At 68.0% G+C, this 25,235-nt stretch carries 19 protein-coding genes and 1 pseudogene; 10 read left to right on the top strand and 10 right to left on the bottom strand.

From position 1 onward, the window contains the following. From D7Y13_RS16265 to D7Y13_RS45230, 3 genes and pseudogenes are all read left to right on the top strand, one after another. Nucleotides 1-184 (top strand): annotated as a pseudogene (locus D7Y13_RS16265) (hypothetical protein); the annotation flags it as partial. A gap of 352 nt (nt 185-536) precedes the next feature. Further along, nucleotides 537-1,940, top strand: coding sequence for a hypothetical protein (locus tag D7Y13_RS16260; RefSeq protein ID WP_233595386.1), 1,404 nt, complete (start codon nt 537-539; stop codon nt 1,938-1,940). A gap of 1 nt (nt 1,941) precedes the next feature. After that, nucleotides 1,942-2,424 carry a hypothetical protein gene (locus tag D7Y13_RS45230; protein WP_147444243.1) on the top strand — a complete coding sequence of 161 codons (483 nt, stop codon included), beginning with the start codon at nt 1,942-1,944 and terminating at the stop codon, nt 2,422-2,424. An 88-nt stretch (nt 2,425-2,512) separates the two neighbouring features. Here the strand turns inward: D7Y13_RS45230 and D7Y13_RS16255 are convergent, their stop codons facing one another. Continuing rightward, the gene (locus D7Y13_RS16255) at nt 2,513-3,268 is read right to left on the bottom strand and encodes a hypothetical protein (RefSeq protein WP_120582916.1); all 756 of its coding nucleotides are present in this window, start codon (nt 3,266-3,268) and stop codon (nt 2,513-2,515) included. Nucleotides 3,269-3,445: 177 nt separating this feature from the next. On the opposite strand from D7Y13_RS16255, the gene D7Y13_RS16250 reads away from it, so the two are divergent. Together D7Y13_RS16250 and D7Y13_RS16245 are read left to right on the top strand one after the other, a co-directional pair. Continuing rightward, on the top strand, nt 3,446-4,324 hold the full coding sequence (locus D7Y13_RS16250) for an SMI1/KNR4 family protein (RefSeq protein ID WP_120582917.1): 879 nt from the start codon (nt 3,446-3,448) through the stop codon (nt 4,322-4,324). Nucleotides 4,325-4,388: 64 nt separating this feature from the next. Beyond that, nucleotides 4,389-4,835 (top strand): hypothetical protein, encoded by a 447-nt coding sequence (locus D7Y13_RS16245; RefSeq protein WP_233595387.1) that lies wholly within the window; start codon nt 4,389-4,391, stop codon nt 4,833-4,835. A 40-nt stretch (nt 4,836-4,875) separates the two neighbouring features. On the opposite strand, the gene rph is transcribed toward D7Y13_RS16245, so the two are convergent. The 5 genes from rph to D7Y13_RS16220 all read right to left on the bottom strand — a co-directional run bounded on the left by rph (nt 4,876) and on the right by D7Y13_RS16220 (nt 17,608). Further along, nucleotides 4,876-7,470: a rifamycin-inactivating phosphotransferase gene (gene rph, locus D7Y13_RS16240; protein WP_120582918.1), complete on the bottom strand. Its 2,595-nt coding sequence runs from the start codon at nt 7,468-7,470 to the stop codon at nt 4,876-4,878. Nucleotides 7,471-7,738: 268 nt separating this feature from the next. Then, a complete protein-coding gene (locus tag D7Y13_RS16235) occupies nt 7,739-11,980 on the bottom strand; it encodes an ELWxxDGT repeat protein (RefSeq protein ID WP_158620317.1) in 4,242 nt (1,413 codons plus the stop codon). Between the two features lie 223 nt (nt 11,981-12,203). Then, nucleotides 12,204-15,083 (bottom strand): PQQ-dependent sugar dehydrogenase, encoded by a 2,880-nt coding sequence (locus tag D7Y13_RS16230; RefSeq protein ID WP_233595388.1) that lies wholly within the window; start codon nt 15,081-15,083, stop codon nt 12,204-12,206. Nucleotides 15,084-15,319: 236 nt separating this feature from the next. Next, nucleotides 15,320-16,462, bottom strand: a complete 1,143-nt coding sequence (locus D7Y13_RS16225) for a hypothetical protein (RefSeq protein ID WP_120582921.1) — start codon at nt 16,460-16,462, stop codon at nt 15,320-15,322. Nucleotides 16,463-16,738: 276 nt separating this feature from the next. After that, entirely contained in the window at nt 16,739-17,608 is an 870-nt protein-coding gene (locus tag D7Y13_RS16220; protein WP_120582922.1) for an aldo/keto reductase family oxidoreductase, read from the bottom strand. A 57-nt stretch (nt 17,609-17,665) separates the two neighbouring features. On the opposite strand from D7Y13_RS16220, the gene D7Y13_RS16215 reads away from it, so the two are divergent. Further along, entirely contained in the window at nt 17,666-18,586 is a 921-nt protein-coding gene (locus tag D7Y13_RS16215) for a LysR family transcriptional regulator (protein WP_120582923.1), read from the top strand. A gap of 83 nt (nt 18,587-18,669) precedes the next feature. Here D7Y13_RS16215 and D7Y13_RS16210 read toward each other — a convergent pair whose 3' ends face one another. Then, complete coding sequence (locus D7Y13_RS16210; protein ID WP_233595389.1) at nt 18,670-19,377, bottom strand: helix-turn-helix domain-containing protein; 708 nt, start codon at nt 19,375-19,377, stop codon at nt 18,670-18,672. Nucleotides 19,378-19,466: 89 nt separating this feature from the next. Between D7Y13_RS16210 and D7Y13_RS16205 the strand changes: the two genes are divergently transcribed. Then, nucleotides 19,467-20,378: an NAD-dependent epimerase/dehydratase family protein gene (locus tag D7Y13_RS16205; protein ID WP_233595390.1), complete on the top strand. Its 912-nt coding sequence runs from the start codon at nt 19,467-19,469 to the stop codon at nt 20,376-20,378. Between the two features lie 410 nt (nt 20,379-20,788). On the opposite strand, the gene D7Y13_RS16195 is transcribed toward D7Y13_RS16205, so the two are convergent. Both D7Y13_RS16195 and D7Y13_RS16190 read right to left on the bottom strand, forming a co-directional pair. Next, nucleotides 20,789-21,016 carry a hypothetical protein gene (locus D7Y13_RS16195; protein ID WP_120533464.1) on the bottom strand — a complete coding sequence of 76 codons (228 nt, stop codon included), beginning with the start codon at nt 21,014-21,016 and terminating at the stop codon, nt 20,789-20,791. A gap of 83 nt (nt 21,017-21,099) precedes the next feature. Then, nucleotides 21,100-22,011: an NmrA family NAD(P)-binding protein gene (locus tag D7Y13_RS16190; RefSeq protein WP_120582945.1), complete on the bottom strand. Its 912-nt coding sequence runs from the start codon at nt 22,009-22,011 to the stop codon at nt 21,100-21,102. A gap of 105 nt (nt 22,012-22,116) precedes the next feature. On the opposite strand from D7Y13_RS16190, the gene D7Y13_RS16185 reads away from it, so the two are divergent. Beyond that, on the top strand, nt 22,117-22,668 hold the full coding sequence (locus D7Y13_RS16185; protein ID WP_120582924.1) for a TetR/AcrR family transcriptional regulator: 552 nt from the start codon (nt 22,117-22,119) through the stop codon (nt 22,666-22,668). A 116-nt stretch (nt 22,669-22,784) separates the two neighbouring features. Beyond that, nucleotides 22,785-23,363: a DapH/DapD/GlmU-related protein gene (locus D7Y13_RS16180; RefSeq protein ID WP_120533461.1), complete on the top strand. Its 579-nt coding sequence runs from the start codon at nt 22,785-22,787 to the stop codon at nt 23,361-23,363. 32 nt (nt 23,364-23,395) lie between these two features. Here D7Y13_RS16180 and D7Y13_RS16175 read toward each other — a convergent pair whose 3' ends face one another. Beyond that, nucleotides 23,396-24,127: an SDR family NAD(P)-dependent oxidoreductase gene (locus tag D7Y13_RS16175; protein WP_120582925.1), complete on the bottom strand. Its 732-nt coding sequence runs from the start codon at nt 24,125-24,127 to the stop codon at nt 23,396-23,398. 396 nt (nt 24,128-24,523) lie between these two features. On the opposite strand from D7Y13_RS16175, the gene D7Y13_RS16165 reads away from it, so the two are divergent. Beyond that, entirely contained in the window at nt 24,524-24,922 is a 399-nt protein-coding gene (locus D7Y13_RS16165) for a GFA family protein (RefSeq protein ID WP_120582926.1), read from the top strand. Nucleotides 24,923-25,235 lie beyond the last annotated feature (313 nt).

The following is a 25,235-nucleotide window of genomic DNA, read 5'->3' as shown; positions in this document are numbered from 1 at the left end:
GGCAGCGGGGATGGGGGCTCCAGGTGCGCGCTATCTCGTTTCAAGTGAGGCCCGCTGGCGCTTTCTCGGAGGGAATTTGTACGCGGTGGGGCAGGGCGGCACGTTGCTGTTTCCGGAGACGGAGGGGAGGTTGCGGCCGGGCGCCTTCGCGGTCGTGGGACTGGGGGTGGACAATGTGCGCTGAGCGTCTGCTGCGTACAGGCGTCGGCTGGGCCCTGGCCATGGCGATGCTCAATGCCGGCTGTGCCTTGCCCTCCGGAGCGGGTCATGGCACCGCCCTCGCGTCCCTCTCGCGCCTGAGCCCACTGCCGGGGTGGGGGAACACCGCTGTCGCGAGCCTTCCTGAGGACAGCACGCCGGAAGCCACTTCCGACATGGAGGACGCGGTTGCACCGTTGCTGTATCGGCGCCGCACTCCAGCGCAGCTTCCGGACGCGGGTGAGGAGGAGACAACGCGTCTGCTTGTCGTTGGGACCCCATCCACTTCCTGCGGGGAGGTGCCCTCTGGCTGGCCGCACCTGGACTCGGAGGAGGAGGTGCTGGCCCCCTTCCTCGGATGTACCACTCCGGCAGCCTTCCTTGCCCTGCAGCGCACGGTGGACATGCCCCGGCTGGTGGAGTCTCTCTCCGATTGGAATGCCGTCCGGCTGGGGGCCCTCGGCCCGTTGGAGGCGGATTCCGCCAGCGTCCTTCTGCGCAAGCGTGCCGCCTTCCTCGCCGCCGCCGTCGAAAGGCACGGCATGGCCAAGGCGGAAGTTCTCGCCCTCTTCGTCCTTCACACCGCCTACGACGACGAGGTGAATCAGATGCTGAGCTTGCTGGCCGAGGACAAGCTGCTGAAGCGCACCCTGGGGTCCATGGAGGTTGTCCGTGAGGAACTGCGCCAGCGCGGCTTGGCCCTCATTGACTTCCCAGAGCGGGACTTCCGTGGCCGCGACATCGCGCGCGGTTTGGGAAGGGCCATGGACGACGTCGCGTCCTCGATCCCCCTTGTCGGTGGAAGCTGGAGTGTCGAAGCGTCCCAACTGCCCCCGCGCCTGCCACCGCCCTATCGGGAAGCTTACTGGGAGGTGGAGAAGGCGCAGTACCTGGGGGCTTTCGCGCCAGGCAATGTGACCCTGGCGTCCTTCGACCACCTCACCTTCGGCATGCCCCTGGGCTTCTACCATCTGGTGGCTGGGACAGCACAGGGTGGGGATTCCCTGTCCAAGGGGGAGTACGAGGAGGCCACGCGGCAACTGGCACCTGCGGCGCTCATGGTGGGCCTGTACGCAGGGGGCAAGGGTGTGCGCGCTTTTCGCGAAGGCTCCCTGTCCAGGCAGGAGGGGGCCCGACTCCAGGCGGTGGTACCTCGCGTGGAAGCGCTGAAGGCGGTGCTGGAGCGGCTGGAGGCTCGGTTGGGGCAGGGAGCGGTGGGAGAACTTGCTCGCTGGCTCCAACAGAGTCGGGAGGCCGCCCTCCTCGTGACGGAGTGGGGAGACCCCGCGGCGCTGGCCCTGCATGAGGCCCGAGGCAACGTGCCGAAGGCGCGGCAGGCGGTGCTGTCCGTTGCCAGCTCCCAACGTTCAGGGGCCCGTGCGGCAAGGGCCCGTGAGGCAACGAGCGGAGCGTCTGCGGCCCCCGAGGTACAGTTTCCGAGGAGCACCCTCCGTGGCGTGTCCTTGAAGTGGCTTCAGCGCAACAAACCGAGTGGTTGGCGTCAGGTGGCCACTCGCAACAGCGAAGGATGGATCTGGTTGGACCTGAAGGGTATTGAACGCCTGCGGTTCATGCGTCCCAACGGCAAGAGCCCTTCATCGAGCCAGTGGGGACGGCAGAGCAATGGTTATTTTCGCTGGAAGGACGCAGCGGACAATTTCCTGGATGTCGATGGGGCGGTTGTAAGTCCGGCGCACCCGATGTTTCAGGAGCTTACGCATATCCCATACGAGGGGACGTGAAATGGGTGCGAAGGAGTTGGTACTTGGAGATGGCGGGCTGGAAGGGCTCAGGGAATGCTTGTTGATTGCGTATGCGCTCAATCGAGAGTCCCATGAGTTCGTGGTTGTCAGTGACTATTGGGAGGGGCGGGCTGCTGAACGACGGTCATTTGTCCGGCTGGTGTTCGAGGGGGTGGAGGACTTCAAGAGGGAGCCGGGATTGAACCCCGAGCTGCGAGCCTTCTGGGGGGAATACCGGATGGAGGGGGCGCCTGGAGGGGTCGTGTTCCAGTCGGTCGAGACCCATCCGGAAGGGGGGGGGACCCGTGCGAATCTCTGGTTCGGTCCGTCGTTCGGCGGGTGTTCATTCCTGTATCGCGGTGTTCATGCGTCTGTTCGAAAAGCTCGTGTGACGATGCGAGGAAGGGATTGGGAGTACCGGGACGCAGAGGATGATGAGGTGCTGGAGTTTCATGAGCCCTTCGGAAAAGGGGCTCAAGGCTGAGGCTCGACTCCAGGCTGTCCAGCTCCTGAAAGCAAAAAGGCCCTGCTGGTTCAGGGCAGGGCCTTCAGTGCGTGAGCAGCGCGGCGAGCTACTCCGAATAGTCGTACCGGTAGACGAGGCGCCAATTGCGGTTGTAGCTGTGGTGCCGGGTGAACCAGCCGCTGTAGCAGCTGCCGGTGTTGCCGGCGGTGTAGCCGTAGACGAAGCCATTGTGGACGCGGGCCTCGAGGTAGGGCGAGCCGGGGTTCTCGCAGGGCTGGTGGACGCTGACGGCCTGGTAGGCGGCCTCGGCGGACACTTCTTCCTGGCCCTCGAAGTCGTAGAGGGAGTGGACGCGGTTGGCGGTGAAGGTGCCAATCTGGCTGGCCTGCTGGGTGTCGCTCTGCGTGAGGAAGGCCTGCAGGTGGGCCAGCGTGGCGGCCTCGGAGGTCAGCGAGCCGGTGAGGCGGTGCACGGCGCCGTCAGTGTCGGAGAGCGCGGCGCGCAGGGCGGTGATGCCAGCCGAGCCCTGGTAGACGGAGCTGTCGCCCCAGGTGAAGCTGAACGCGGTGCCGGCGGTGTAGGCATTGAGAGCGCAGGTGCCACCAGCGCCCACGGGCTCCACGAGGATGATCTTGCGGAGGCGGTGCTCGGGGTTCAGGAGGGCAATGCACTCGTTGCCAGCGACGCCGTCGTAGTTGGCGGCCGGGAGCACGGCCTCGACGATGTTGTAGACGCGGAACGTGGGATCCGTGGCCGATTGCTCGGTGGCCTGGAGGGTGTCCACATCCGTCTCGGCGCCGAGACAGCCGGCGGCGAGGGAGGCGGCGAAGAGGAGCGACGAGAGGCGGAGAGGAATGTGCATGGCCTCCGAAGCTAGCACGCGTGATTTGCGTGTTTTCCGCACATTTCTTTATGGGGCCGATACGGCCAGATCGGAATCCGAGGGGGACGCTTGCCAAGGTGGGCTCGCGGTCCAATGCGAACGCAGTTGAATGGCAGTCGGCTGTTTCCGCGCGGCGTGGAGTAGGGTGCTCCTCCTATGAGCAAATACTTCGCCAAGCTGAAGGCGCCCAAGGGGCAGGTGATTCCGCCGCTGCTCGCACGTTTCGCGAAGTGGCTCGCGAAGCAGGAGTACGGAACGTTCGGGACGTTCGAACTCATCTCATCGCCGGTTCCCGGCGAGCTGCGCGATGCCTGGTGCTTCCTCTCGCTGCCAGAGGGCTCGCTGCTGGCGCTGGTCTCGACGGTGGCGCCGGCGCCCGTGGTGCTGTTCGATTCGGAGTCCGACGCCCTGAAGGTCGTCGCGCCCAGTCTCGAGGCGTTCCTGCTCGCGCTCGGCGCGGGCAAGACGCGCCTGGATGACCTCAATGAGGGGGACGACCGAGACGCCCTGCGCGTGTGGCTGGCGAACGAGAAGGTCAAGGCGCCGAAGCCCGCGAAGTTCAACGTGAAGGCGTATCAGCGTGACGCCGCGCCCGCCCCCGTCGAGAGCGAAGGCGTGAAGAAGCTCCCGCCCCTGCCGCGCGGCCTCGTGGCGCTGCTCGGCAGGAAGGTGTCCGACACGAAGCTCCCCGCGGAGCTGAAGAAGCTGAAGTTGCCGGCGAAGCTGCCGAAGACGGGAGGAAAGCTGCAGGACAAGAAGCGCGGCATCACCGTGAGCGTCGGGCGCAACGGGGTGATCTCCGAGGTGCATCTTGGCGAGAAGTACGACGGACCCCTTGCGTTCAAGCTCCCCTCGGGCGTGAACGACTTCACCGCGACGAAGCTCCTCGGGAAGCCGACGGGGACGCTGAAGAAGAAGGACGGGGGCAAGGTCTGGGAGAAGGTGCTCGACGCGGAGCGTGGCCTCTATTTCTCGCGCAGCCGCGGCCACTTCGACTGGTGGTCGGAGCACCGGTTCTTCCTCAAGACGAAGTGAGCTTCGCGCTCCCCGGCTGGTAGAATCCGCTCCGGCCCTGCCCAGGCCTCAGGTGGAGGAAGACATGCAATCCCACACGCTCTCCGACGCGGACCGTACCTTTCGCACGGCATTCGAAACCTGCGCCATCGCGCCTGCGGCATTCAGCCACGAAGCGCATGTGCGCCTGGCCTACGTGTACCTGTCGGAGCACGGCACGGAGGAGGCGATCGCGAGGATGCGCAACGCGCTCCAGCAGTTCCTCGCGCACAACGGAATCCCCGCAACGAAGTTCCATGAGACGCTGACCCGGGCATGGATCCTCGCGGTCGGGTACTTCATGGGCAAGGCTTCCAGTACGTCGTCCGCGGACTTCATCCAGAAGAACCCCGAGCTGCTCGACAGCGGAATCATGCTGACCCACTACTCAGCGCAGGTCCTGTTCTCGCCTGACGCCCGGGCGTCCTACGTCGAGCCAGACCTGGATCCCATCCCGGTGTCGGACAGGGCGGCCCGGGGAGGGGCGGCCTGAGCGACCACGTGCCGCCCGGCTGCCCGTCGGGCTGGCCCGGTCAGGACAGGATTTCGACGTACCCGTCCGTTCCATGCACGCGGATCCGTTGGCCATCCCGGATCCGCCGGGTGGCATGCTCCACCCCCACGACGGCCGGCAATCCGTACTCCCGGGCGATCACCGAGCCATGGGTCATCAGGCCCCCGACCTCCGTCACCAATCCCTTGAGCGCGACGAACAGGGGCGTCCAGCTGGGGTCCGTGTAGGCGGTGACCAGGATGTCGCCCGCTTCGAGATTGGCCTCCGCCATGTCCAGGATGACGCGGGCCCGCCCCTCGATGAGCCCGGCGGAAACCGGCAGGCCGACCAGCGCGCCGGCTGGCAAATCGTCGCGTCGGTATGCCCCGGCGATGACCTCGCCATCCGATGTGAGCACCCGGGGCGGCGTGAGTGCTTGATGGGACCGGAACGTGTCCTTGCGCTGGCGGATGAGCTGTTCATCCACCGGGTTCGCGCGCACGACGTCGTGGAGTTCCTGGAACGTGAGGAAGAAGATGTCTTCCTTTTCACGCAGCACGTGGGCCTGCACGAGGCGCTCGGCTTCATCCAACAAGGCCTGCTTGTAGACGAAGTAGCGGTTGACGATGCCGTACTTCGGATACTCCCGGTATCCGATGAAGGTCCGGACCCGGTCGATCATCCGTTTGGCCTCTTCGGCCTTTTGTTCCCCGTCCGGCAAGGCCCGCAGGCGCTCCAGCACCTCCTGTTCCTTCTTCCAGGCCTCCTGCCGCCCCTGCTCGAAGCGCCGCGCGCCGGCGCCCGGCTCGAAGTTCTTGATGTTGCCGAGGATGATGGGCACGAGCGTGGTGGGGCGTTCGCTCCAACGCGGCCTCGTGATGTCGATCTCTCCGACGCAGCGCATGCCGTACGTGTCGAGGTAGGCCCGGATGGCGTCTCGCGCTTCCCGCCCTCCCGCGAGCCTGGGCAGCTCGTCCAGGAAGCCCTCGTCCTCGACGTGCTGCAGAAAAGTCACCACCTCCGGATGCGGGCGGATGACATCCGCGACGTCCAGGAGCGCCAGCCCCATCTCCGACGTGACGTTGTGGGGGACGGACTGCGTGAGCGTGTCGGCCGCGTTCTTCTCACCCAGCCACGCCTGCAGTTGCTCGTTGAGCCACCAGGTGGCCTCCATCCCCGCCATGATCACCTGATGGCTCCGCGGATCGAACAAGAGCCGCTTCAGCTCCTGGATGTCCGCCAGGATGAAGTCGAGCCGCGCCGAACCCGACTTCGTCTGGATGTCGCGCTTCAAGGCGGCGAGGGAGGCCTGGCTCTGTCCGATCAGCTCGTCGACGATGGCCGGGTCCGTCTTGAGCGGGGCTGGCGCGCCGCCGGCCGGTGCCCTGCCGGGGCCCTCGTCCGCGAGCAACCGGATGAAGTCGCCGCGTCCCAGGAGGGTCTGCAGCGCGTCCGTGATCAGCGGATCGGATTTACCCAGGACATCCAGGAGGCCCGCGCGCCCCGCTGGCGAAGCCAGGACCTGGGTGACGTCGACGAACAGCCTCCCGCCGGCCTCGTACATCGGCCGCAAGGCCGTCAGCTGGAACAGGGAGAGCCCCAGGGGCTTGATGGCGTCGGTCATCATCTGCTGATGACCGACGGAGACGTAGACATGGTTCTCCCGGTCACCGGCCGTGGGGATGGGGAACAGCGTGGTGATGGGCCGGCTCTGGACGAAATGGAAGCCATCGTCGACCAGGCACCATTCGATGTCCTGGGGGCGGCCGAAGTGCGCTTCGATCCGCCGGCCCAGCTGCGCGAGCCGCACGACCTGCGCATCCGTCAGCGCTGGCTGCTGGCGTCGCTCTGGCTCGATCGCCTGTTCCTGCGTCCCGCCTGCCGGTAAGGCGTGGATGGCCATCTGCTTGGTGGCGACCGTCTTGGCGATGACCTCGCCGTCCCGCACCTTGTAGTTGTCCGCGTTCACCAGGCCGGAGACCAGGGCCTCTCCCAGGCCGAAGCTGGCCTCCACGGAGGCGACCTTCCGGTTGGAGGTGACGGGGTCGGCCGTGAACAGGATGCCGGCCGCCTGCGGGAAGACCATCTGCTGCACGACCACCGCCATGCGGACCTTCCGGTGGTCGAAGCCGTTGCGCAGGCGGTAGGTCACGGCCCGCTCGGTGAAGAGCGAGGCCCAGCACCGGCTGACGTGCTGGAGGATCGCCGCTGGCCCCACGATGTTCAGGTACGTGTCCTGCTGGCCCGCGAAGGAGGCCGTCGGCAGGTCCTCCGCTGTCGCGCTCGAACGGACGGCGTAGGCGGCTTGTTCGCCAAGCCGGGCGAGCGCGCGGGTGATTGTCGCCGCCAGCTCGTCAGGAATGGCGGTCCCTTCGAGGGTCCGGCGGAGCTCAGCGCTGAGTGTGCGGATCTGCTCCCGGTCGTCCGGCTTCAGGCGCGACAGCCGCTCAAGGCGATCGTCGAGTGACGGCGCTTCCGCCATGATCCGCTGGAAGGCGTCTGTCGTCACGCAGAAGCCAGCCGGCACCCGGATGCCTTCGATCCGCGAAAGTTCCCCCAGATGCGCGCCCTTGCCGCCAACGACCGCGACCTGCGTCTGGTCGAGCTCCTGGAGACCCAACACGTAGCAGTCCATCCGCTCTCCTCCCTTTCGGCTACCGATTCGCTGGCGCCACCCATTCTCGCCAATGGCTACCGTCCCACGACAGGAGGTCTTCGTCGGACCCAGACCTTGTTATCGAAGCAGCGGACATTGGCCAGGTTCTGGTTTGTTGGCGAAGTGCATGCACAGATGCCCGAGCTTCTTCTCGGGGTTGCCGGTGCCACCCATCGCGGTGCGCTCGATGCGCGGATTCGAGTCCGGGCCCCATGACGCAGCGACCGGATTTTGGATGGGCAAGGAGTCAGGCGTGCCCGTTGGAACGACGGCGGGCGGAGGCCCACGCAAGCAGCAGCAGTGCGCCCCAACCCAGGCCGCGCGGGGCGTCCGTGCCGGCGTCGCAACCACAACCGAACGGCTCATCGGGTTCGACCTGCACGGGCCGCACGTCCACCTTCACCTGGAAGGTGCAGGATGCCGCGTTGCCCGCCGCGTCCGTGGCGGTGACGGTGACGGGCGTGATGCCGGGCGCGAAGAGGGTGCCAGAGGCGTGGCTCGAGGTCAGCGTCGCCGGGGACACGGCATCCGAGGCGGAGACGGGCGCATAGGTCACGCTCTTGCCCTGGGGGGCGGACGTCGTCACCGCCAGGTCGGCCGGGCAGGTGAGGGTGGGCGGGGTGGTGTCATGCACCGTCACGGTGAAGGCACACGTGCCCGTATTGCCCGCCGCGTCGGTGGCGGACACCTGGACCTCCGTGGCGCCGAGTGGGAATCGGCTGCCCGGCGCGTGGCTGTGCGAGAGGATGGGCGCGAGCGTCACGGCATCCCGCGGCGCGGCCGACGCGAAGACGACGTCCGCACCCGTGGCGTCCTGCGCTTCGGCGGTGAGTGGACCCGGGCAGCCCACGTCAGGCGGTGTGGTGTCGCGCACGGTGACGGTGAAGGCACACGAGGCCGGGTTGCCCGCGCCATCCGTGGCGGTGGCGGTGACGGAGGTGGTGCCGAGCGCGAAAGCGGTGCCCGACGCGTGGGTGTACGTCACGGACGCCCCGGTGGCGGAGTCCTGGGCCTCGGCGGGCGGGTACTCCACGGAGGCGCCCTGGGGGCTCGTGGCTTCGGCCACCACGTCCGCGGGACAGGCGAGGGCGGGCGCGGTGGTGTCGCGCACGGTGAGGGTGAAGGCGCAGGTGGCGCTGTTGCCCGCCGCGTCCTTCGCCGTCGCCGTCACCGTCACCGTTCCGACGGGGAACAGCGCGCCGCTCGCGTGGCTGTAGGTCAGCTCGGGCGAGGGGGTGACCGTGTCGGTCGCGGTGGCCTCGGCGTAGCTGGCGTGCGCGCCCCCGGTCTGTGTGGCTTCCAGCGTCACATCCCCTGGGCACGTGGGGATGGGCGGCGTGGTGTCGCGCACGGTGAGGGTGAACTCACAGGTGGCGCTGTTGCCCGCCTCGTCCGTGGCGGTGGCGGTGACCTTCGTATCCCCGAGGGGGAAGGCGTCCCCGCTGGCATGGCTGTAGTCCAGCGAGGGCGTCGCGGTCTCGTCATCGGTGGCGGTGGCGGCCGGGTACTCCGCGAGCGCCCCCGTGGCGCCGGTGGCCTCCACGAGGACCGGCGCGGGGCAGGTCAGCGTGGGGGGCGTCGTGTCCGGGAGCTTGGGGACGAGCTGCCACGGTTCGTAGCTGTGCACCCCGTCGTCGAAGGTGAAGTACAGCGTGTCCCCGACGCCCATGAACAGCCCCAGATACGACGCGCCCGGGCCCGGCGTGAGGTCCAGGAGCATCCGCGTTCCCTCCTGTGTTCCATCGCTGATCCACGGCTCCTGGCCCATCCCAGGCGACCCGGCTTTGAAGACGAGCCACCCGTCGACCGCCGTGAGCGACTCGGGAAAGGAGCTGCCGAGACCGGGATAGATGTCCTTCAGGCACACGGTCCCGACTTCGGTGCCGTCGCTCTTCCACAGCTCACGGCCTCTGGTGCCGTCGTCGGCCGTGAAGAAGAGCGTGTTGCCCACGGCCGTGAACGACCGGAGCGAGGCGCCGCTGGTGCCCGGCCGGATGTCCTTGACGAGGACGGTGCCGGCCTGGGTGCCATCGCTCTTCCACAGCTCCTCACCCGTGATGCCATTGTTGGCGACGAAGAACAGCGTCTGGCCTACGGCCGTGAGGAGTGTTGGAGACGTGTAGCCCGGGCGGATGTCCTTGACGAGGACGGTGCCGGCCTGGGTGCCATCGCTCTTCCACAGCTCCTCGCCCGTGGTGCCATCGTTGGCGACGAAGAACACCGTGCCACCGACCCGCGTGAGCTGCCTGGGACGGCTCCCCCCGCTTCCAGGAGCGATGTCCTTGACGCGCACCGTCCCTGCCTCGGTGCCGTCACTCTTGAAGAGCTCATCATCGAAGATGGCGCCATCCCTGGCGGCGAAGAAGAGCGTGCCGTTCACGTCCACGAGGGCGTTGGGGGTGGAGCCCTCGGTGCCGGGCCGGAGGTCCTTGACGAGGACGGTGCCGGCCTCGGTACCATCGCTCTTCCACAGCTCGGGCCCGGACACACCGTCGTCGGCGACGAAGAAGAGCCGGTCGCCCGAGCCCGTGAGCAGGGCCTTGTAATTGTAGGGGTCGATTCCCGGCGCGCCCGGTTTCACGTCCGACAGCCGCACGGTGCCAGCCTCGGTGCCGTCGCTCTTCCACAGCTTGAAGCCGTGGGTCCCGTCGTCCGCCAGGAAGTACAGCGCGTCCTTCACCACGACGGGGAAGCTGTAGTGGTCGAACGCGCCTCCCCGGCCCGGCATGATGTCCGTGACGCGAACGGTGCCGTGCTCGGAGCCATCGCTCTTCCACAGCTCCCTGCCGTGGAGTCGGTCCTCGGCGTGGAAGAAGACCGTGGTGCCCATGCGGGTGAAGGCCTGAGGGCTGCTGCCCAGCTCCGTCGTGTTGAGGTTCTTCACCATCCGGGTGCCGGACGTGGTGCCGTCGCTCACCCAGGGCTCCAGCTCGTGGACGCCATCCTGCGCATAGAAGATGCAGCGGTTTTCGCCCAGCCGGACGGGGTTGGTGGGGAAGCTCGCGTCGGGGCCTGGCCAGAGGTCGCTCACCAGGAAGGTGCCGGCTTCGGTGCCGTCGCTCCTCCACAGCTCATAGCCGTGCGCGCCGTCGTTGGCGGCGAACAGGAAGCAGTCTTTCAAACCCAGCATGAAGTAGGGAATGGCGCTGTCGGCGCCCGGCAGGATGTCGCGGACGAGCCCGGTGCCGGCCTCGGTGCCATCGCTCTTCCAGAGCTCCTGGCCATGGAGGTCATCCATCGCGACGAAGAGGAGCATCCCGTTCCATTCGCGCATCCGCACCGGGGAGCCGCCCGCGCTGCCCGGCAGGATGTCGCGGACGAGGACGGTGCCCGCCGCGGTTCCGTCGGTCTTCCACAGCTCGTGGCCGTGGGTGCTGTCGTAGCCCGTGAAGAAGAGGGTGTCCCCGATGACGAAGAGGTTCAGGGGGCTGGTGGCGGTTTTTCCATACTCGATGCCTCTTACATGCTGGGTTCCGAGGGAAGTCCCGTCGGTCTTCCACAACTCATCTCCGTGGACGGCGTCGTAGGCCGAGAAGAACAGTGTGTCGCCGAGGACCGTGAAGTCCCGCAGCTGGGAGCCTTCGCTGCCGACCCGGATGTCCCGGACCATGAAGGTGCCGGCCGCCGTCCCGTCGCTCTTCCACAGCTCACGGCCGTTGAGGCTGTCCTCGGCCGTGAAGAAGAGCGTGTTGCCCACGGCGCGGAGCGAATCCGGAGTGGACGTGGCGGCGCCAGCCCAGATGTTCTTGACCATGAAGGTGCCGGCCGCCGTCCCATCGCTCTTCCACAGCTCGCGGCCGTTGATGCCGTCGTCGGCCGTGAAGAAGAGCGTGCTGCCCACCACGGTGAGGGAGGCGGGCGCGGGGCTGATGAAGTCGGTCCGGAGGTCCTTGACGAAAAGGGTCCCGGCCTCGGTGCCGTCCGTCTTCCAGAGAGCGGGCCCCGTGGTGCCGTCATCGGCCATGAAGAAGAGCGTGTCGCCCACGACCATCAGCGGGAGCGGGGAGGCGCCCGAGAGGCCGGGGCGGATGTCCTTGATGCGCACCGTGCCCTGCTCGGTGCCATCGGTCTTCCAGAGCTCGGAGCCGCTGGTGCCGTCGTTGGCCGCGAAGAGCAACAGGTCGCGCAGGGGCGTGAAGTAGGCCGCCTCGGAGCCCTGGCTCCCAGGCCGGATGTCCTTCAGGAGCAGGGTCCCGGCCTCGCTCCCGTCAGTCCTCCACGGCTCGCTGCCGGTGGCGGCGTTCCCGAAGACACTGAGGAGGACCTGGCTGTTCAGCGCGTAGGGCCCCCCAGCCCAGGAGAAATCATCCCCATCCCGGATGTTCTTGAGCATCCGCGCGGTCAGGGGGCCGCCCAGATCGAGCCGGGCCGACGAGGTGCTCTCCCCGAGCCGTGGCTCCTGGGCAGCGCGCTTCGCGGACTCGCCACATCCCCCCACCACCGTGAATGCCAGGGCCAACCACGCCAGCAGTCGCTGCTCAGCTCTCATCGATTCCCCAGGTGCCGTCGTGCTCCGGATGCGTGAGCGGGCGAGCGCTCGTCCTGCATACGGAGCCCTTCGCCGGAACAGGCTCACCATCCCCGAACAGCGGCGCTGGGAGCAACGGGGGGGCGGGATTTCTCCCCGGGTCTGAAAAGCAAAAAGCCCTGCCAGTTTCTGGCAGGGCCTTCTCTTTGCTCCCCGAACGTTACGCGAAGAGCTGCTCAGGTCGTCATCGTCCCGCCGCCGGGCAGGTCGCGGGCTCGAGGTAGAATGCCTCCCACGCGCCAACGTCGGTGGGATTGCAGATGCCCACGTTGCCTCCGTTTCCGCTCTGGATGGGCGCGCCGGAGGTGGTCTCCTTCCAGTTGCGCGCGTTGCCCGTTGACGACTCGAAGCCATAGCGGTTGCGGCCGCCGTGGACGCCGCAGTCGTAGCGGGTGAACGGCTCCGCCGTGTTGAGCGTGGCGCTCACGGTGAGCTGGTCCGCGACCACCGCCAGGTATGCGCCGCTCGCTCCCTTGAGCTTGTACTTCGCGCCGCTCGTGACGAGCTCGAAGATCGCGCCGCCGGTCTGCGTCGTGCTGATGGCGGCCACCTTGCCCGCGCCGTCGACGGTGAGCCACTGGTCGCTGCGCTCGCTCTGGATGCGGAAGCAGCCCGCGCCGCCGCCCGTCTCGCTGTGGCACGTCGCATCGCAGCCATCGCCCGACTGGGTGTTGCCATCGTCGCATTGCTCGCCGCTCTCGACGGTGCCGTTGCCGCACACGGGGCCGGTGCCGCCGCCACCCGGGCAGGTCACCGGTTCGAGGTAGAAGCCCTCCCAGGCGCCGCCATCGGTCGGGTTGCAGGCGCCGCCATTGCCGCCGTCACCGCTCTGGATCGGCCCGTCCGGCGTGGTTTCCTTCCAATGGGGCGCGCTCCCCGACGAAGCCTGGAAGCCGACACGAGTGCGTCCGCCATACCCGCAGGGAAGCTGCGTGAACGACTCCCCGCTGGAGAAGTTGGCGCTCATCGCGAGCTGGTTCGCCACCACCGCCAGGAACGCGTCGCCCGAGCCCTTGAGCTTGTACCGGGTGCCGTTCGGAACGAGCTGGAAGATCTGCCCTCCTGCTTGCGCCGCGCTGCCAGCGACGACCTTGCCCGCGCTGTCGACGGTGAGCCACTTGTCGGAGCGCTCGCTTTGAATCTGGTAGCAGCTCCCGCCCGAGGTCTCGACGAACGTGGCCGTGTAGGTGGCCGCACTGCCAGGCGTGGTGACGGTGTGCGATTGCGCGCCGCCGTCCGACCACGACGAGAACGCCCAGAATCGCCCGTTCGCGTACTGCGGCGACTCGACGCCCACCGAGCGGACGACGCCGACCACGCCGGTCGTTTCATGCGGCGCGGCGAATGGCCGACCGTCCATCAGGACCTGCAGCCCGCTCGGCAGGCTGGTCACCGTGAGCGGTACCGTGACCGGGAGTACGTCGCGATACGTCGTGTGGGTGAGGCCGATGGAGTCCCGCACCGTGAGCCGCAAGCGATACCAGACGTTGGCCGAGCTCTCACCGGCGCTCGGAATCGGCCAGCTCCCGCTCGCGATGCCGGTGGTATCGGTCATGGCTGGATGCGTGTGGGTATCGTGATGGAAGGTGATGCTCCAGGTCATCGCGCTCGGCGGCAGCGCGCCATCCTCCATGTCGCTGGCCGAGCCGGAGAACATCAGGTTGCTGGCCGCGGTGTAGGTCGCTCCCGCGACCGGCGTCGCAATCGTGGCCACCGGCGGCTTGTTGGACGTCACCGTCAGCACCGCCTCGGCGCTGGTGGTCGAGCCAAGCCCGTTGGTGACGACTGCTCGGAAGCGCGCGCCGCTGTCGGCGAGCTGCGCGGCGTTCAGCGAGTAGCTCGGCGAGGTCGCGCCGGCGATGTCCACGCCGTTCCGCTGCCACCGATAGGTGAGGGGCGGCTCGCCGCTCGCCGACACCGTGAAGGTCGCCGGATTGCCGACCGATACCAGGGTGCTCGCCGGTTGCTGCGCGATGCTCGGCGGCAGCGAAGCCGTGTAGGCGATGCGGCCCACCTGGCCCGCGCCGCGTGACAGATAGTAGAGCGCGCCGTCAGGCCCCACATCGAGGTCCACGGGCCCCGCGGCGGCCGTCGCGAACAGCGACTGCGCGCCGGAGTTCGGGTCGATGCGCGAGATCCAATTGTTGGTGTAATCCGCGAAGAAGTACTGACCGACGTACGCGCTGGGAAACGCAGGGACAGGTGGGTTGTAGAAGGCACCCCCGGCGATGCAGTTGCCGGCGGCCGTGCCGGCGCCATGCGGGTACGCGAAGAACGGCTGCGTGAGCCCCGGGCGATTCGTGAAGTAGCCTTCAGTCATCGGCCAGCCGTAGTTGGCACCGGCCTGGCCGCGGTTGATCTCTTCCCAGCCGCCTTCGCCCACGTCGTTGATGAACAGGGTCCCCGTGCCGGGTTGAACGTCGAAGGTGAAGGGGTTGCGCAGCCCCATCGCCCAGGTCGCCTTCGCAAGCCCGGTGGCGGTCGCGTAGAACGGATTGTCCGTGGGAATGCTGCCGTCCGGGTTGAGGCGCAGCAGCTTTCCGAGTGGCGTGTTCAGGCTCTGCGAGTTGGAGGAGACCGCGTTTTCGCCGACCGAAACGTAGAGCTTGCCGTCGAGTCCGAAGCGGACCGTGCCGCCGTTGTGGTTGGCGGCGTCGAGCGTCGGAAGGTCTGCGAGCACCAGCTCGCTTCCGGGAACCGCCACATTGCCGTTGGCGGTGAAGCGGCTGACCCGATTGTGGATGCTGCCGGCGATCGACGTGTAATAGACATACAGGTAATGGTTGCTGGCGAAGTTGGGGTCGAACGCGACGCCCATCAGCCCACGCTCGTTGTCATTGTCCACGGCGAGCGTCACGAACGGAGTCGCCAGGAGCTGGCCGTTCTCGACGATGCGCAGCGAGCCGTTCTTCTCCGAGACGAACAGGCGCCCGTCGGGCGCGAAGGTCATGGTGGTCGGTCCCTGGAGGCCACTGACGAAGACGGAGTCAGCGAAGTTGGCGTCTTGGATGACCGCGCCCGCGCGCGCGACCGCGAGCTCCAGGGGCTCCGGCGTCGACGGCATCGAGCAGCCTACGACGAGGGAGAAGACCGCGCACACAGCGATGAGCGGTCTGGGACATCCCGCTCGTGCACTCGTTCTCATCTGTGATTGCATCGCTGCTTCTCCCGGTTGGACAGGCTCACGCGGCCCGTGGGCCGCGTGAGTCTGTTGGTGGTGCTGTCCGGTATTACATCGAAAGCACGTTGACCGGGAAAACATATGGATATGAATGCCTGATGGGGCAGGCGCAGGGCATGTCAGGCCGTGTGGAAGGCCTTGGCGAAGAAGTTCTCGATGCGCGACTTCTCGGGCGCGAGTGCGTTCGCGGGCGAGGCCACGCTCGTGGCGTTGGCGAGGGCGGGACGCAGGCCCGACGCGATGCCCGGCTTGATGTGGTGACGGAGGTCGACCGCGAGGTCGGACTTCAGGTGGGTGCCCACACCCGCGGCGGTATGGACGTCCGCGGAGTGCTTGAGGAAGCCATTCTCCAGCCCCACCTTGCCGCCCGCCTGGGCCGCAGCGCCCGCCACCGCGCCCGCGGTGACCGAGCCGTGCAGCCGGCCCACGTGCCCGCCCGCCGTGGCGTACGCGCCCGCCGTGGCGGCCGCGCCCACCTGGCCCGAGAGCATCGCCGTGGCCGTCTTCGGGTCCAGGCTGGCCACGCCCTCGGCGTAGGCGGTGGCGGAGGCCTTGGCCTCGCCCTTGACGTACCCGCCCACGTGCCGGTTGAAGTCATGGCTCGCGCTCGCCGCGACGCCCACGCCCGTCTCCGCCTTCGCCGTCAGCGCGCCCGTGTAGGCGTGCGCGTTCCTGTCGAGCGACACCCCGGCCTGGGCCTGCCCCTTGAAGGTGTTCGCCTCGGCGGTGAGCTGGCCGCTCGTCACGCCCAGCCGTCCCGCGTGCGTCTTCTGCAATTCGTAGGCGGCGTGGGGGCCGTTCACCTCGGCCTGGGCCGAGTAGTGGCGCACGCCACCGCCGCTGTAGCTCGAGGTGGAGGCCTGCATCGAGCCCACGTTGCCGCTCACCTTGCCGCCAGCGAAGGTGTCCTTCTGGAAGGGGTTGCCCGGCCTGTCGACGAGCATGTTCTGGCGGGCTCCCGGGGGCGGCGTGAGCTTGTTGGCACCGCCGCTCACGCTCACGTCCGAAGCCTGGCCCGTCGTCTTCTCCCAGGGGCTGTAGGTGGGGCCACCCTCGGGCAGGCCCGGGTGCTTCAGGGGCTTGGACTCCGGGGCCGTCGGCGCGCTCGCGGCGGGCCTGGTCGCCGCGGGCCTGATGGCCTGCGAGGAGGGCGCCGAGGCGGGGAGCGTGGCGGCGCGCGCCGGAGGCCTGGGCTTGGGCCCCGCGGAGGAGGGGAGGGTCGTGGAGCGAGACAAGGTCGAACCGAGGCGGGAGGTACGCATGGCAGGCTCCTCAAGAGGTGCGGCGGAGGGGGTCGGTGCAGCGATGCCCTGTCCGAATGCATCCGACATGCCATGCTCAAGTCGAGCGATGTGGACAAGGCACCTCCCTGGTTTCAAAGGGTTGGCGGGAGGGGCCCCGAAGGCGGTGTGAAGGCCCTGGTGACTGCGGTCATCAGCGCTGGGACAGCAGTCATCCCCCTGCGCTTGAGGAGAAGGGCAGGGCGTCGTGGCTGAGGGCCGCGATTGCTTCGCGCAGGCACGGACAACCGGGTGCCTTCAACGCGCGATTCCGTCGAGCGCGGCGATGCTCCTTGCCGGCAGCACGAGTGACGCCGCGGCCACGTTCTCGCGCAGGTGCGCGACCGACGACGTGCCCGGGATGAGCAGGATGTTCGGCGCGCGGTGCAGCAGCCACGCGAGCGCGACCTGCATCGGCGTCGCGCCCAGCTCGTTCGCGACTTCCGACAGCGCCGAGGACTGGAGTGGCGTGAAGCCGCCGAGCGGGAAGAACGGCACGTAGGCGATGCCCTTCTTCGCCAACGCGTCGATGAGCGCGTCGTCTCCGCGGTGCGCCAGGTTGTAGTGGTTCTGCACGCAGACGATTTCGGTGAGCGCTTGCGCCTGCTCGACCTGACGCGCCGTCACGTTGCTGAGGCCGATGTGGCGAACGAGCCCCTCGCGCTTGAGCTCGATGAGGACGGCGAGCTCCTTGTCGAGCGGGCCTTCCGTCGGCGTCATGCTCATCATGCGCAAGTTCACGACGTCGATCGCGTCGAGCCCGAGGTGGCGCAGGTTGTCCTGGAGGTCCGAGCGGATCTCGGCGGGCGATAGCGCCGGGAGCCATGACTTGTCCGCGCCCCGCCGCCCACCCAGCTTCGACACGATCACGATGTTCCTGGGATACGGGTGCAGCGTGGCGCGAATGAGCTGGTTCGTGACGTGGGGCCCGTAGGCGTCGCTCGTGTCGAAGTGGTCGATGCCGATCGCGATTGCCTCGCGCAGCACCGCCGCGGCCGCTTCGGGATCACGCGGCGGTCCCCAGACGTGCGGACCCGCGAGCTGCATGGCGCCATAGCCCATGCGGTGCACCGTGAGCGATGTGCCGGGGAACGTGAATCGACCGCCGAGTTTGTCTGTGTTCGTCATGTGTTCGAATCTAGCGATGGCCACACTTCACACCAGCAAATAGGATGCATGCCAATCATGAACGTTGTTCGTGCCAGGGATCTCGACCTCAACCTGCTGCGCGTGCTCGTCGCCGTCTCCGACACGGGCTCGGTCACGAAGGCGGCCGCGGGGCTCTACCTCACGCAGTCGGCGGTGAGCGCGGCGCTCGCCCGGCTCAGTGAGTCGCTGGACACGCCGATGCTCGTGCGCCACGGCCGCGGCGCGATTCTAACGAGCCGGGCAGCACGTCTCGTGACCGAGGTCCGGCCGCTGCTCGAGGCGATGCTCCAGGCCGCGCTCGCACCGGCGCGCTTCGATCCGCGCACGAGCGAGCGGATCATCCGCCTCGGGCTCTCCGACTTCTCGGATGAGTGGCTGCTGCCGCCGCTGCTACGCCGGCTCGGACGCGACGCGCCCAAGATGCGGCTCGTCTGCACGCCGGTGCAATTCCGCACGGTGGTCGATGCGCTGGCGACCCGTCGCGTCGACCTCGCGGCCACGGTCATCGACAAGCTGCCGCAGACCCTTCTGCGCACGCCGCTCATCCGCGGCCACTTCGTCTGTCTGTTCGACCCGCGCCACGTGCGCCTCGGTGCGCGACCGAGCAAGCGCACGTATCTGGCGCAGGAGCACGTCATCGTCTCCTACAACGGCGACCTCCGCGGCACGGTCGAGGACCGGTATGGCGTCGAGCGGCGCGTCCGCTGCTCGGTCGCGAGCTTCAGCGCGATTGGCGCCATCGTCGACGGCAGCCCGCTGGTGGCGACCTTGCCAGAAGTCTTCGCGGCGCAGCTCCTGCGGCAGCGGCCGCACCTTCGCAGCGCGCCCTTCCCCTTCGCGCACCGCGCGGGCGGCATGGACCTGCTCTGGCCCGCCGCGCTGGATGAGGACGACGCGTGTGCCTTCGTCCGCGCCGCGATCATTGATATCGCCAGGCAGGTGCCCGCCACTTCTTGACGAACTCGCATTGCGGAAATGCTGACTGGGGGGACAACGGCTTCGAGAGCGCGGCGAGGATGGATTGTATGGCGAGCCCGGCGTCAGGCGATCAACGGAGCCGCGCGGAGCTCGCCGAGAAACCCCTGCGGCGTCACGCCCGTGATCGTGCGGAACTCGGCGATGAGATGCGCCTGGTCGTAGTAGCCGGCGTCGGCGGCGATGCTCGCCCAACTGGCGTGATCGTCCTCGCGCGCGGCGCGTAGCGCGCGATGGAAGCGTACAAGCCTGGAGAACGCCTTGGGGCTCACGCCGACGGTTTCACGGAACACGCGACGGAGATGCCGCTCGCTCACCCCGATGTCGACGGCGACGGCGTTCACATTGGCGCTCGTCAGCCTCTCGGCGGCATCGAGGGCGAGTTGCGAGCGGGCGCGGCGTCCGTCCGCGAGCGCGAGGCGTTCGGCGATCGCGCGCTCCAGGATTGCAGCCGCATCGTTTGTGTCGCGGGCGTCGCCGAGCCGATCGCGGAGCCGCCGGGTCGCGGCGTCGCCCCACAGATCCTCGAGCGCGACGATGCCTCCGGCGATTTCGGAGGCCGGCACGCCGAGCACCGCCTCATGCGAGCCCAGGTGAAGACGGGCCGTCACGGTCCGCTGCCCGCTGCGAATGACCTTTCGATGCACCCTCTGCCTTCCGCCCAACGCGTGTGCGTCGAGACCCCTTCGCGCCAACGGCCCGAACCGGACGACGAGCTGGACCTCCGGACGCGGAATCAAGACGCCCGGCACGTCGCGGTCGCGCTCGTCCACGAACAGCGCCGCTACGGCGGACGCGGTGGATGCGCTCGGCGCAACGCGACTGTGGTGAGCGGGGCTTGCGTGCATGAGATGACTTTGGCGTGCGCGCGACGGTCGCGCAAGAAGCGGTGAGCGTGTCCGTTTTCTCCAATCCTCGACGCGTCGCGGATGGTTACGGTCCACACATGAAAATCCTTGTCACCGGAGCGACCGGAAAGGTCGGAAGTCGACTCACCAGGCGACTCGCCGAGCGCGGCCATCAAGTGCGCGCCCTCGTGCGCGATCCGAAGCGCGCTGCCGCCCTGAACGAAGCTCGTGTCGAGCTCGTCCAGGGCGATCTGCTCGATGTGGCCTCGCTCGCGGCCACGGTGCGCGGCGTCGACGCCGTGGTCCACTGCGCAGCGTTCTTCCGCGGCGCGACTCCCGAGCAGGCGCACGCGGTCAATGACCTCGGCACGCAGCACCTCGCGAGCGCCGCCCGTGCCGCCTCCGTGAAGCGCTTCATCTTCACGAGCACCGGCCTGGTCTACGGTTCGAACGGTGGCCGCCTCGCCCGCGAGGACGACCCCTGCGCACCGACCGCAGCATACCCGGTGAGCAAGCTTGCCGCCGAGCGCTTCCTCCTCGCGCTCGAAGGGCTCGACGTGCGCGTGCTTCGTCTGCCGTTCGTGTACGGCGACGGCGATCCACACATCGAGGAGGTGATACCGGTGATGCGCAGCTTCCCGCCGGCCCAACGCCTGTCGATCGGCCACCACGCCGACGTCGCACAGGCCGTCGCTCGTTTGCTCGATGCGCCTTCGCCTGCGCATCGCATCTACAACGTCGTCGACGACGAGGCCCCTGAGCTCGCCACGCTGTTCGCGTCGGTGGGCGCGCCGCCGCCTGACGGCTCGAACGCTGAGTTCGCGCGCAATTTCGACACGCTCCTCGACGGTCGCCGCATCCGCGAAGACCTCGGCTTCAAGCCCATGTTCCCCCGCCTCGCGGACGCGCTCGCCGCAGGCGCATAGGCGAGACATTGCTCGGATGCCCCAGGGAAATGGCCCCCTCCCGAGAGAGCTGTCTTGAACGAACCTTACCGATGGGCTCCTGACCGAAGCAGGGCGCCGATGACGCCCCGCTGTTCAGCCCGCCATCCTGGCGAATGCGCCAGGCGTGATGCTGGTCATGCGCTTGAAGTGTCTCGTGAGACGACTTTGATCCGAGAACCCTGCAAGGTCCGCTACCTCCACCCGCAGCGCGATGAGATACGCATGCGGAGGGAGAGCGGTGGCGCCACCAAACGAACGGAGCACCTGGGGCTCGGAGACACCCAATCGACTGCCTCCAGGGCGGGGGCAGTCCAGAACTTCACCTGAGTCTCATTCGCGCCTGCGGACGCCATTGAAACCCCGTTCTGATGATACGGAGCCGCCCCGCTCTAGGAAGGATTCGACTCGCTGCTCCCGGCGGGCGGGGCCGGGCGTTTCAGCGCGCGCGCCTTGCCCAACGCCTTTGTCGCCAGCATCAGCAGGCCGAGCCCCATGCCGGCCTGCACGAGGAGGGAGCCGCTGCCGCCGCCGTACACGAGCCGCTCGAGCACGCGCAGCGAAGCCAGGGTTCCCAGCGCGCCGAGCAGCGTGACCATCAGGTACCAGAAGAGTGCCATCCGCCAACAATAGTGCGACGCATGGAGGCAGCGCTAGAACGCACCCATGACGCAGCGACCCGCTCTTGAGCAGGGACAGGCGGTCAGGTCAGCCCGCGACGCTGGCTCACCCAGGTCTCGAAGCTCATGGGCGACAGGCCGTAGGCACGCGCGAGCTCGGGCCGTGCGAGCACCGGAGCGACGTTCATGTATGTCAAGCCTTGCGCCACGCCGGGATGCAACCCGGCCGCGACGGCCTCCTCGATGGTGCCCGACTGGACGGTGTACTCCTTGCCGTCGACGCGGGAGAGGATCTCGGCGATTTGCGGAAGCGTGAGCACGTCCCCCGCAAGCTGCAGCGTCACGCCGTGGAACGTCGACGGATGCTGGATGGCCGCCGCAGCGGCCTTGCCGATGTCCTCCGGGGCGATCAACGGGATGGGGCGATCCGTCTTGATCACCGTGACCATGCGGCGTCCGTCGACGAAGCCGGCGGGGTCGAACATGGGTTGGTCCATGAAGGTGGCGGGCAGGATGAGGGTCCAGTGCCGGAAGCCCGCGCCACGGACGAGGTCGCAGGTGGCCAGCTTGTTCTCCCAGTACACCTCGTGGAACTTCCAGCGTCCCTCTGCCCAGCCCTCGATGTCGCGGTGGTTTCCGACGCCGGACGTCGCGGTGTGCACGAACGTCTCGACGCCCTCGGCGAGCGCGGCCTCGACAAGGTTCCTCCCCTGCTGGAGCTCCTTGCTGAAGTCGATCCCCGTCGCCAAGAGGATGGGGGACTGCATCGAGAAGACCGCCCGCGCCCCGGCGCACGCGGCGCGCAACGACGCAGGATCATCGAGGTCCCCGACGACCACCTCGGCGCCCGCCGCCGCGAGGGCCCGGGCGTTCGGCGCCTCCGGATCGCGCACCAACACGCGCACCGCGGAGTGGCCTTCGGCCAGCAGGGCCCGGGCGGTGGCGCCGCCCTGGCGCCCCGTGGCGGCGGTAACGAGAACGGTCTGCGGACTCATGGGCAGCTCCTTTTTGTAAACGGGGGACCCCACCGTTTATCTTCGTGGTTAGATACGGAGGGGGACCCCGTTTGTCAAGGAAGGGAGCCCAGGGAGAGGAGCGCCGTGGAGCACGTCAAGCCGTTGCGCGCGGATGGGCGACGCAACCGGGAGCGGATTGTCGCGGCCGCCGTGGAGCTGGTTGCCCGGGATGGCGCGCAGGCGTCGCTGGAGGAGATTGCCCGGAAGGCGGGGGTGGGCTCGGCGACCCTGCACCGGCATTTCCCGTCTCGGCAGGCGCTGTTGGAGGTGGTCTTCCGGGATGGGGTCGCGCAGCTCTGCGCGCGGGCCACCGCGCAGCCGGGCAAGAAGCCCGCCGCCGAGCTGGCGGCCTGGCTCGAGGATTTGACGGTCCATACCGCGACCCATCGTGGGCTCGCCGCCGCGCTGCTGACGGGGCCGGAGGGCCTCTCCGCCGAAGACATCTGCTGCACGGACATGGTGCGCGAAGTGTTGCGCGTCCTGGTGGAGAAGGCGTCATCGGCGGGCGCGATTCACGCCAGCGCCACCACGGAGGACCTGATGCGGCTGGCGAACGCGATTGCCGTCGCCAACGAAGACGACCCGCTCACCGCGCGCCGGGTGCTGCGCCTCGCGCTCACCGGCATCCAGCGGTGAATGCAGGCAGAGCGCTGCCTCCTGGCCGCCACTGTGAGCGCAGCGCTCGGGTTCGACACCGCGTCTCGGGGAGGAGCGGCTGGACGTGAGTGTGGGCAGGGAGCGAAGGTCGTGGCATGCCCATTGACCGTCTCATGCGCATCCACAGCCCTGAGTCCCTAGCGAGCGGGGAGAGGGTCCTCAGCCCCGAGTTCACGGCGATGAGCAAGCGGGTGCTGCGGGCCACCGAGCTTACGTCGCGCCTCAACGTCCTGCCCTTCGAGGACGAGGTGGGCAAGGCCGCCCTGTTCGAGCAGCTCCTGGGCCGACCGCTCCCGAAGAGGGTCACGATCCATCCGCCCTTCTACACGGACCACGGCCTCCATCTGGAGCTGTCCGAGCGTGTGTTCATCAATCAGGGCTGCACGTTCCTCGACTACGCCGGCATTCGGCTGGGCGAGGGTGTGATGGTCGGCCCGAAGGCCACGTTCATCACCGTCAGCCATCCGGTGGACCCGGGCGATCGGCGGCTGTACCTCACGGGCGCACCCATCGACGTGGCGGAGAACGTGTGGATTGGCGCGGGCGCGACGATCATGCCCGGGGTCCGTATCGGGCGCGACGCCGTGGTCGCGGCCGGTGCGGTCGTCGTCGACGACGTGCCCGCGGCGAGCCTGGTGACCGGCCCCAAGGCGACCGTTCGCCGACGGTGGTGATGCACGCTGTGGGGTGCCGGGCCCTTGTCGCTTCACACCAGCGGAGTTCCAGTCGCGCGGGCGAGCTCGTCGAGCAGGCTGCTTTGGAACTCCGGGTCGTGGACCGATGGATGCTCCTCGGCCCGTTGTTGGTGGTGCCAGTAGCCACCGGTCGTGCGCGCTTCCGCGGCATCGCTGGTGGCCAGCCACTCCTGGGTGAGATGGCCGAGTCGCAGGTCATCCGGCGCGTTGGGACCCCCCATCTTGGTGGGCACCCAGCCCGGGTCGACGGAGTTGCTGATGACCTCAGGCCAAAGGCGTGCGACAGCGGCGGCGAGCGCGGTGACGAAGAGCTTGCTGTCCGAATAGGAGCCGGTGGCGCGGCGTCCGCTCCAGTCCATTCCGTCGAGGGTTGGACGTCCGCCTCGGTGCATGCCGCTGCTCTCGTAGATCAAGCGCTTCGGACGTTGGATGAGGGCGGTGAGTACGTACGGCGCGACGACGTTCACGGCCAGCACCGACGGGCCCGAGTAGACGCCGGCGTTGTGGATCACGGCGTCCATGGGGCCGAGTGCGTTCACCTGGTCGGCGACGTCGCGGGTCTGCTGGAGGTCGGCGAGGTCGCCAACGACGGCGAGCGCTCCTCGTGCCACGAGCTCTTGCACGGCGGAGAGACGCTGCGGGTCACGCACGTGAAGAACAACCTGATGCCCCTCGGCGAGAAGCGTGTCCACGGTGAAGCGACCGAGTCCGTCCGCAGAGCCGCTTACGAAGATGCGTGTCATGAGCTACCCACCCAGGCTCGCGGTGTCGATGACGGACCGATACTTGACGTCATTTTCAGCATCCGCTCGCAGGCGTATTCGATTCACAGGAGGGGGATGAAATCGATATCGCCGACGAGTCCCCTTTCTGCGCAGGAGTCTAGTCTCTCCTGCGTCTCCTTGATACAGCCCCCACGAGCACCAACGCGCTCGGCGCCGACGAAGTCGTCGTGTCACGCACTGCGAGCGAGATGGACGCGCACGTGGCGAGCTTCGAGCTCATATGTCCTCCTCCAGAGAGCCGAAGCGGGCGAGCACATTGTTCGGCGGGAGTGTATTGGATGCGGCCGCGCCCCAGGTGTCCGCGACCGGTAGAATATTGTTCGCAGTCTTTCTCTCGTTCGGATGAGGTCACCCATGCATCGGGGTTCCTGTTTGTGCGGCGCGGTCCGCTTCACCGTGGAGGGCGAGTTGCCTGCCCCTGACGCCTGCCACTGCGGTCGGTGTCGCAAGCACTCGGGCCACTATTTCGTCTCGACCGACGTGCCGCGCTCAGCGGTCACGATCGAGGGCGAGGACACGATCCGCTGGTTCCAGTCGTCCGAGAAGGCGCGTCGCGGCTTCTGCTCTGTCTGCGGTTCGTCGCTGTTCTGGGATCCGCTCCAACGCGACTGGATTGGAATCGCGATGGGCGCCTTCGACACGCCTACCCACACCCGCATCGCGGTCCACGTCTACATGGCCGACAAGGGCGACTACTACGACGTCGCGGACGGGGTGCCGCGGTTCGACACGATCCCGCCCAAGCCGCATTGACCACACGTCGCCCGGCTCCTCCCATTCGGCGACACGCCCCGGCATGGCGCCTGGGTGCGCTGACCGTCTGGAGGCAGGCCCATGCCCCGGAAACGGCGGAAGCGAGGGGCGAGTTCGCACGCTTTCGAGAGGATGCGGGTCGATTCCACGCAACGGTGGCGCAGGGCCTGTCTCTTCCAGTCAGCAGGGGGGCATGGGTGCTCCCCGAAGACTCCTGGAAGGACGACATGAAAGCGGCGACACGGTGCCTGGTGCTTCTCTCCATGCTGGTGGTGGGCTGTGGTGACGCGACCGAAGGGGAGGTGGACGGGGG

The sequence above is a fragment of the Corallococcus praedator genome (assembly GCF_003612125.1).
Taxonomy (GTDB): domain Bacteria; phylum Myxococcota; class Myxococcia; order Myxococcales; family Myxococcaceae; genus Corallococcus; species Corallococcus praedator.
This window is presented reverse-complemented; position numbering and strand designations above follow the sequence as displayed.

Bases quoted from the DNA above. Each gene is read 5' to 3' on its own strand.
- D7Y13_RS45230 (WP_147444243.1), top strand. From the start codon at position 1,942: ATGGGTGCGAAGGAGTTGGTACTTGGAGATGGCGGGCTGGAAGGGCTC.
- D7Y13_RS16255 (WP_120582916.1), bottom strand. From the start codon at position 3,268: ATGCACATTCCTCTCCGCCTCTCGTCGCTCCTCTTCGCCGCCTCCCTC.
- D7Y13_RS16250 (WP_120582917.1), top strand. From the start codon at position 3,446: ATGAGCAAATACTTCGCCAAGCTGAAGGCGCCCAAGGGGCAGGTGATT.
- D7Y13_RS16245 (WP_233595387.1), top strand. From the start codon at position 4,389: ATGCAATCCCACACGCTCTCCGACGCGGACCGTACCTTTCGCACGGCA.
- rph (WP_120582918.1), bottom strand. From the start codon at position 7,470: ATGGACTGCTACGTGTTGGGTCTCCAGGAGCTCGACCAGACGCAGGTC.
- D7Y13_RS16235 (WP_158620317.1), bottom strand. From the start codon at position 11,980: ATGAGAGCTGAGCAGCGACTGCTGGCGTGGTTGGCCCTGGCATTCACG.
- D7Y13_RS16230 (WP_233595388.1), bottom strand. From the start codon at position 15,083: ATGCCGTCGACGCCGGAGCCCCTGGAGCTCGCGGTCGCGCGCGCGGGC.
- D7Y13_RS16225 (WP_120582921.1), bottom strand. From the start codon at position 16,462: ATGCGTACCTCCCGCCTCGGTTCGACCTTGTCTCGCTCCACGACCCTC.
- D7Y13_RS16220 (WP_120582922.1), bottom strand. From the start codon at position 17,608: ATGACGAACACAGACAAACTCGGCGGTCGATTCACGTTCCCCGGCACA.
- D7Y13_RS16215 (WP_120582923.1), top strand. From the start codon at position 17,666: ATGAACGTTGTTCGTGCCAGGGATCTCGACCTCAACCTGCTGCGCGTG.
- D7Y13_RS16195 (WP_120533464.1), bottom strand. From the start codon at position 21,016: ATGGCACTCTTCTGGTACCTGATGGTCACGCTGCTCGGCGCGCTGGGA.
- D7Y13_RS16190 (WP_120582945.1), bottom strand. From the start codon at position 22,011: ATGAGTCCGCAGACCGTTCTCGTTACCGCCGCCACGGGGCGCCAGGGC.
- D7Y13_RS16180 (WP_120533461.1), top strand. From the start codon at position 22,785: ATGCCCATTGACCGTCTCATGCGCATCCACAGCCCTGAGTCCCTAGCG.
- D7Y13_RS16175 (WP_120582925.1), bottom strand. From the start codon at position 24,127: ATGACACGCATCTTCGTAAGCGGCTCTGCGGACGGACTCGGTCGCTTC.
- D7Y13_RS16165 (WP_120582926.1), top strand. From the start codon at position 24,524: ATGCATCGGGGTTCCTGTTTGTGCGGCGCGGTCCGCTTCACCGTGGAG.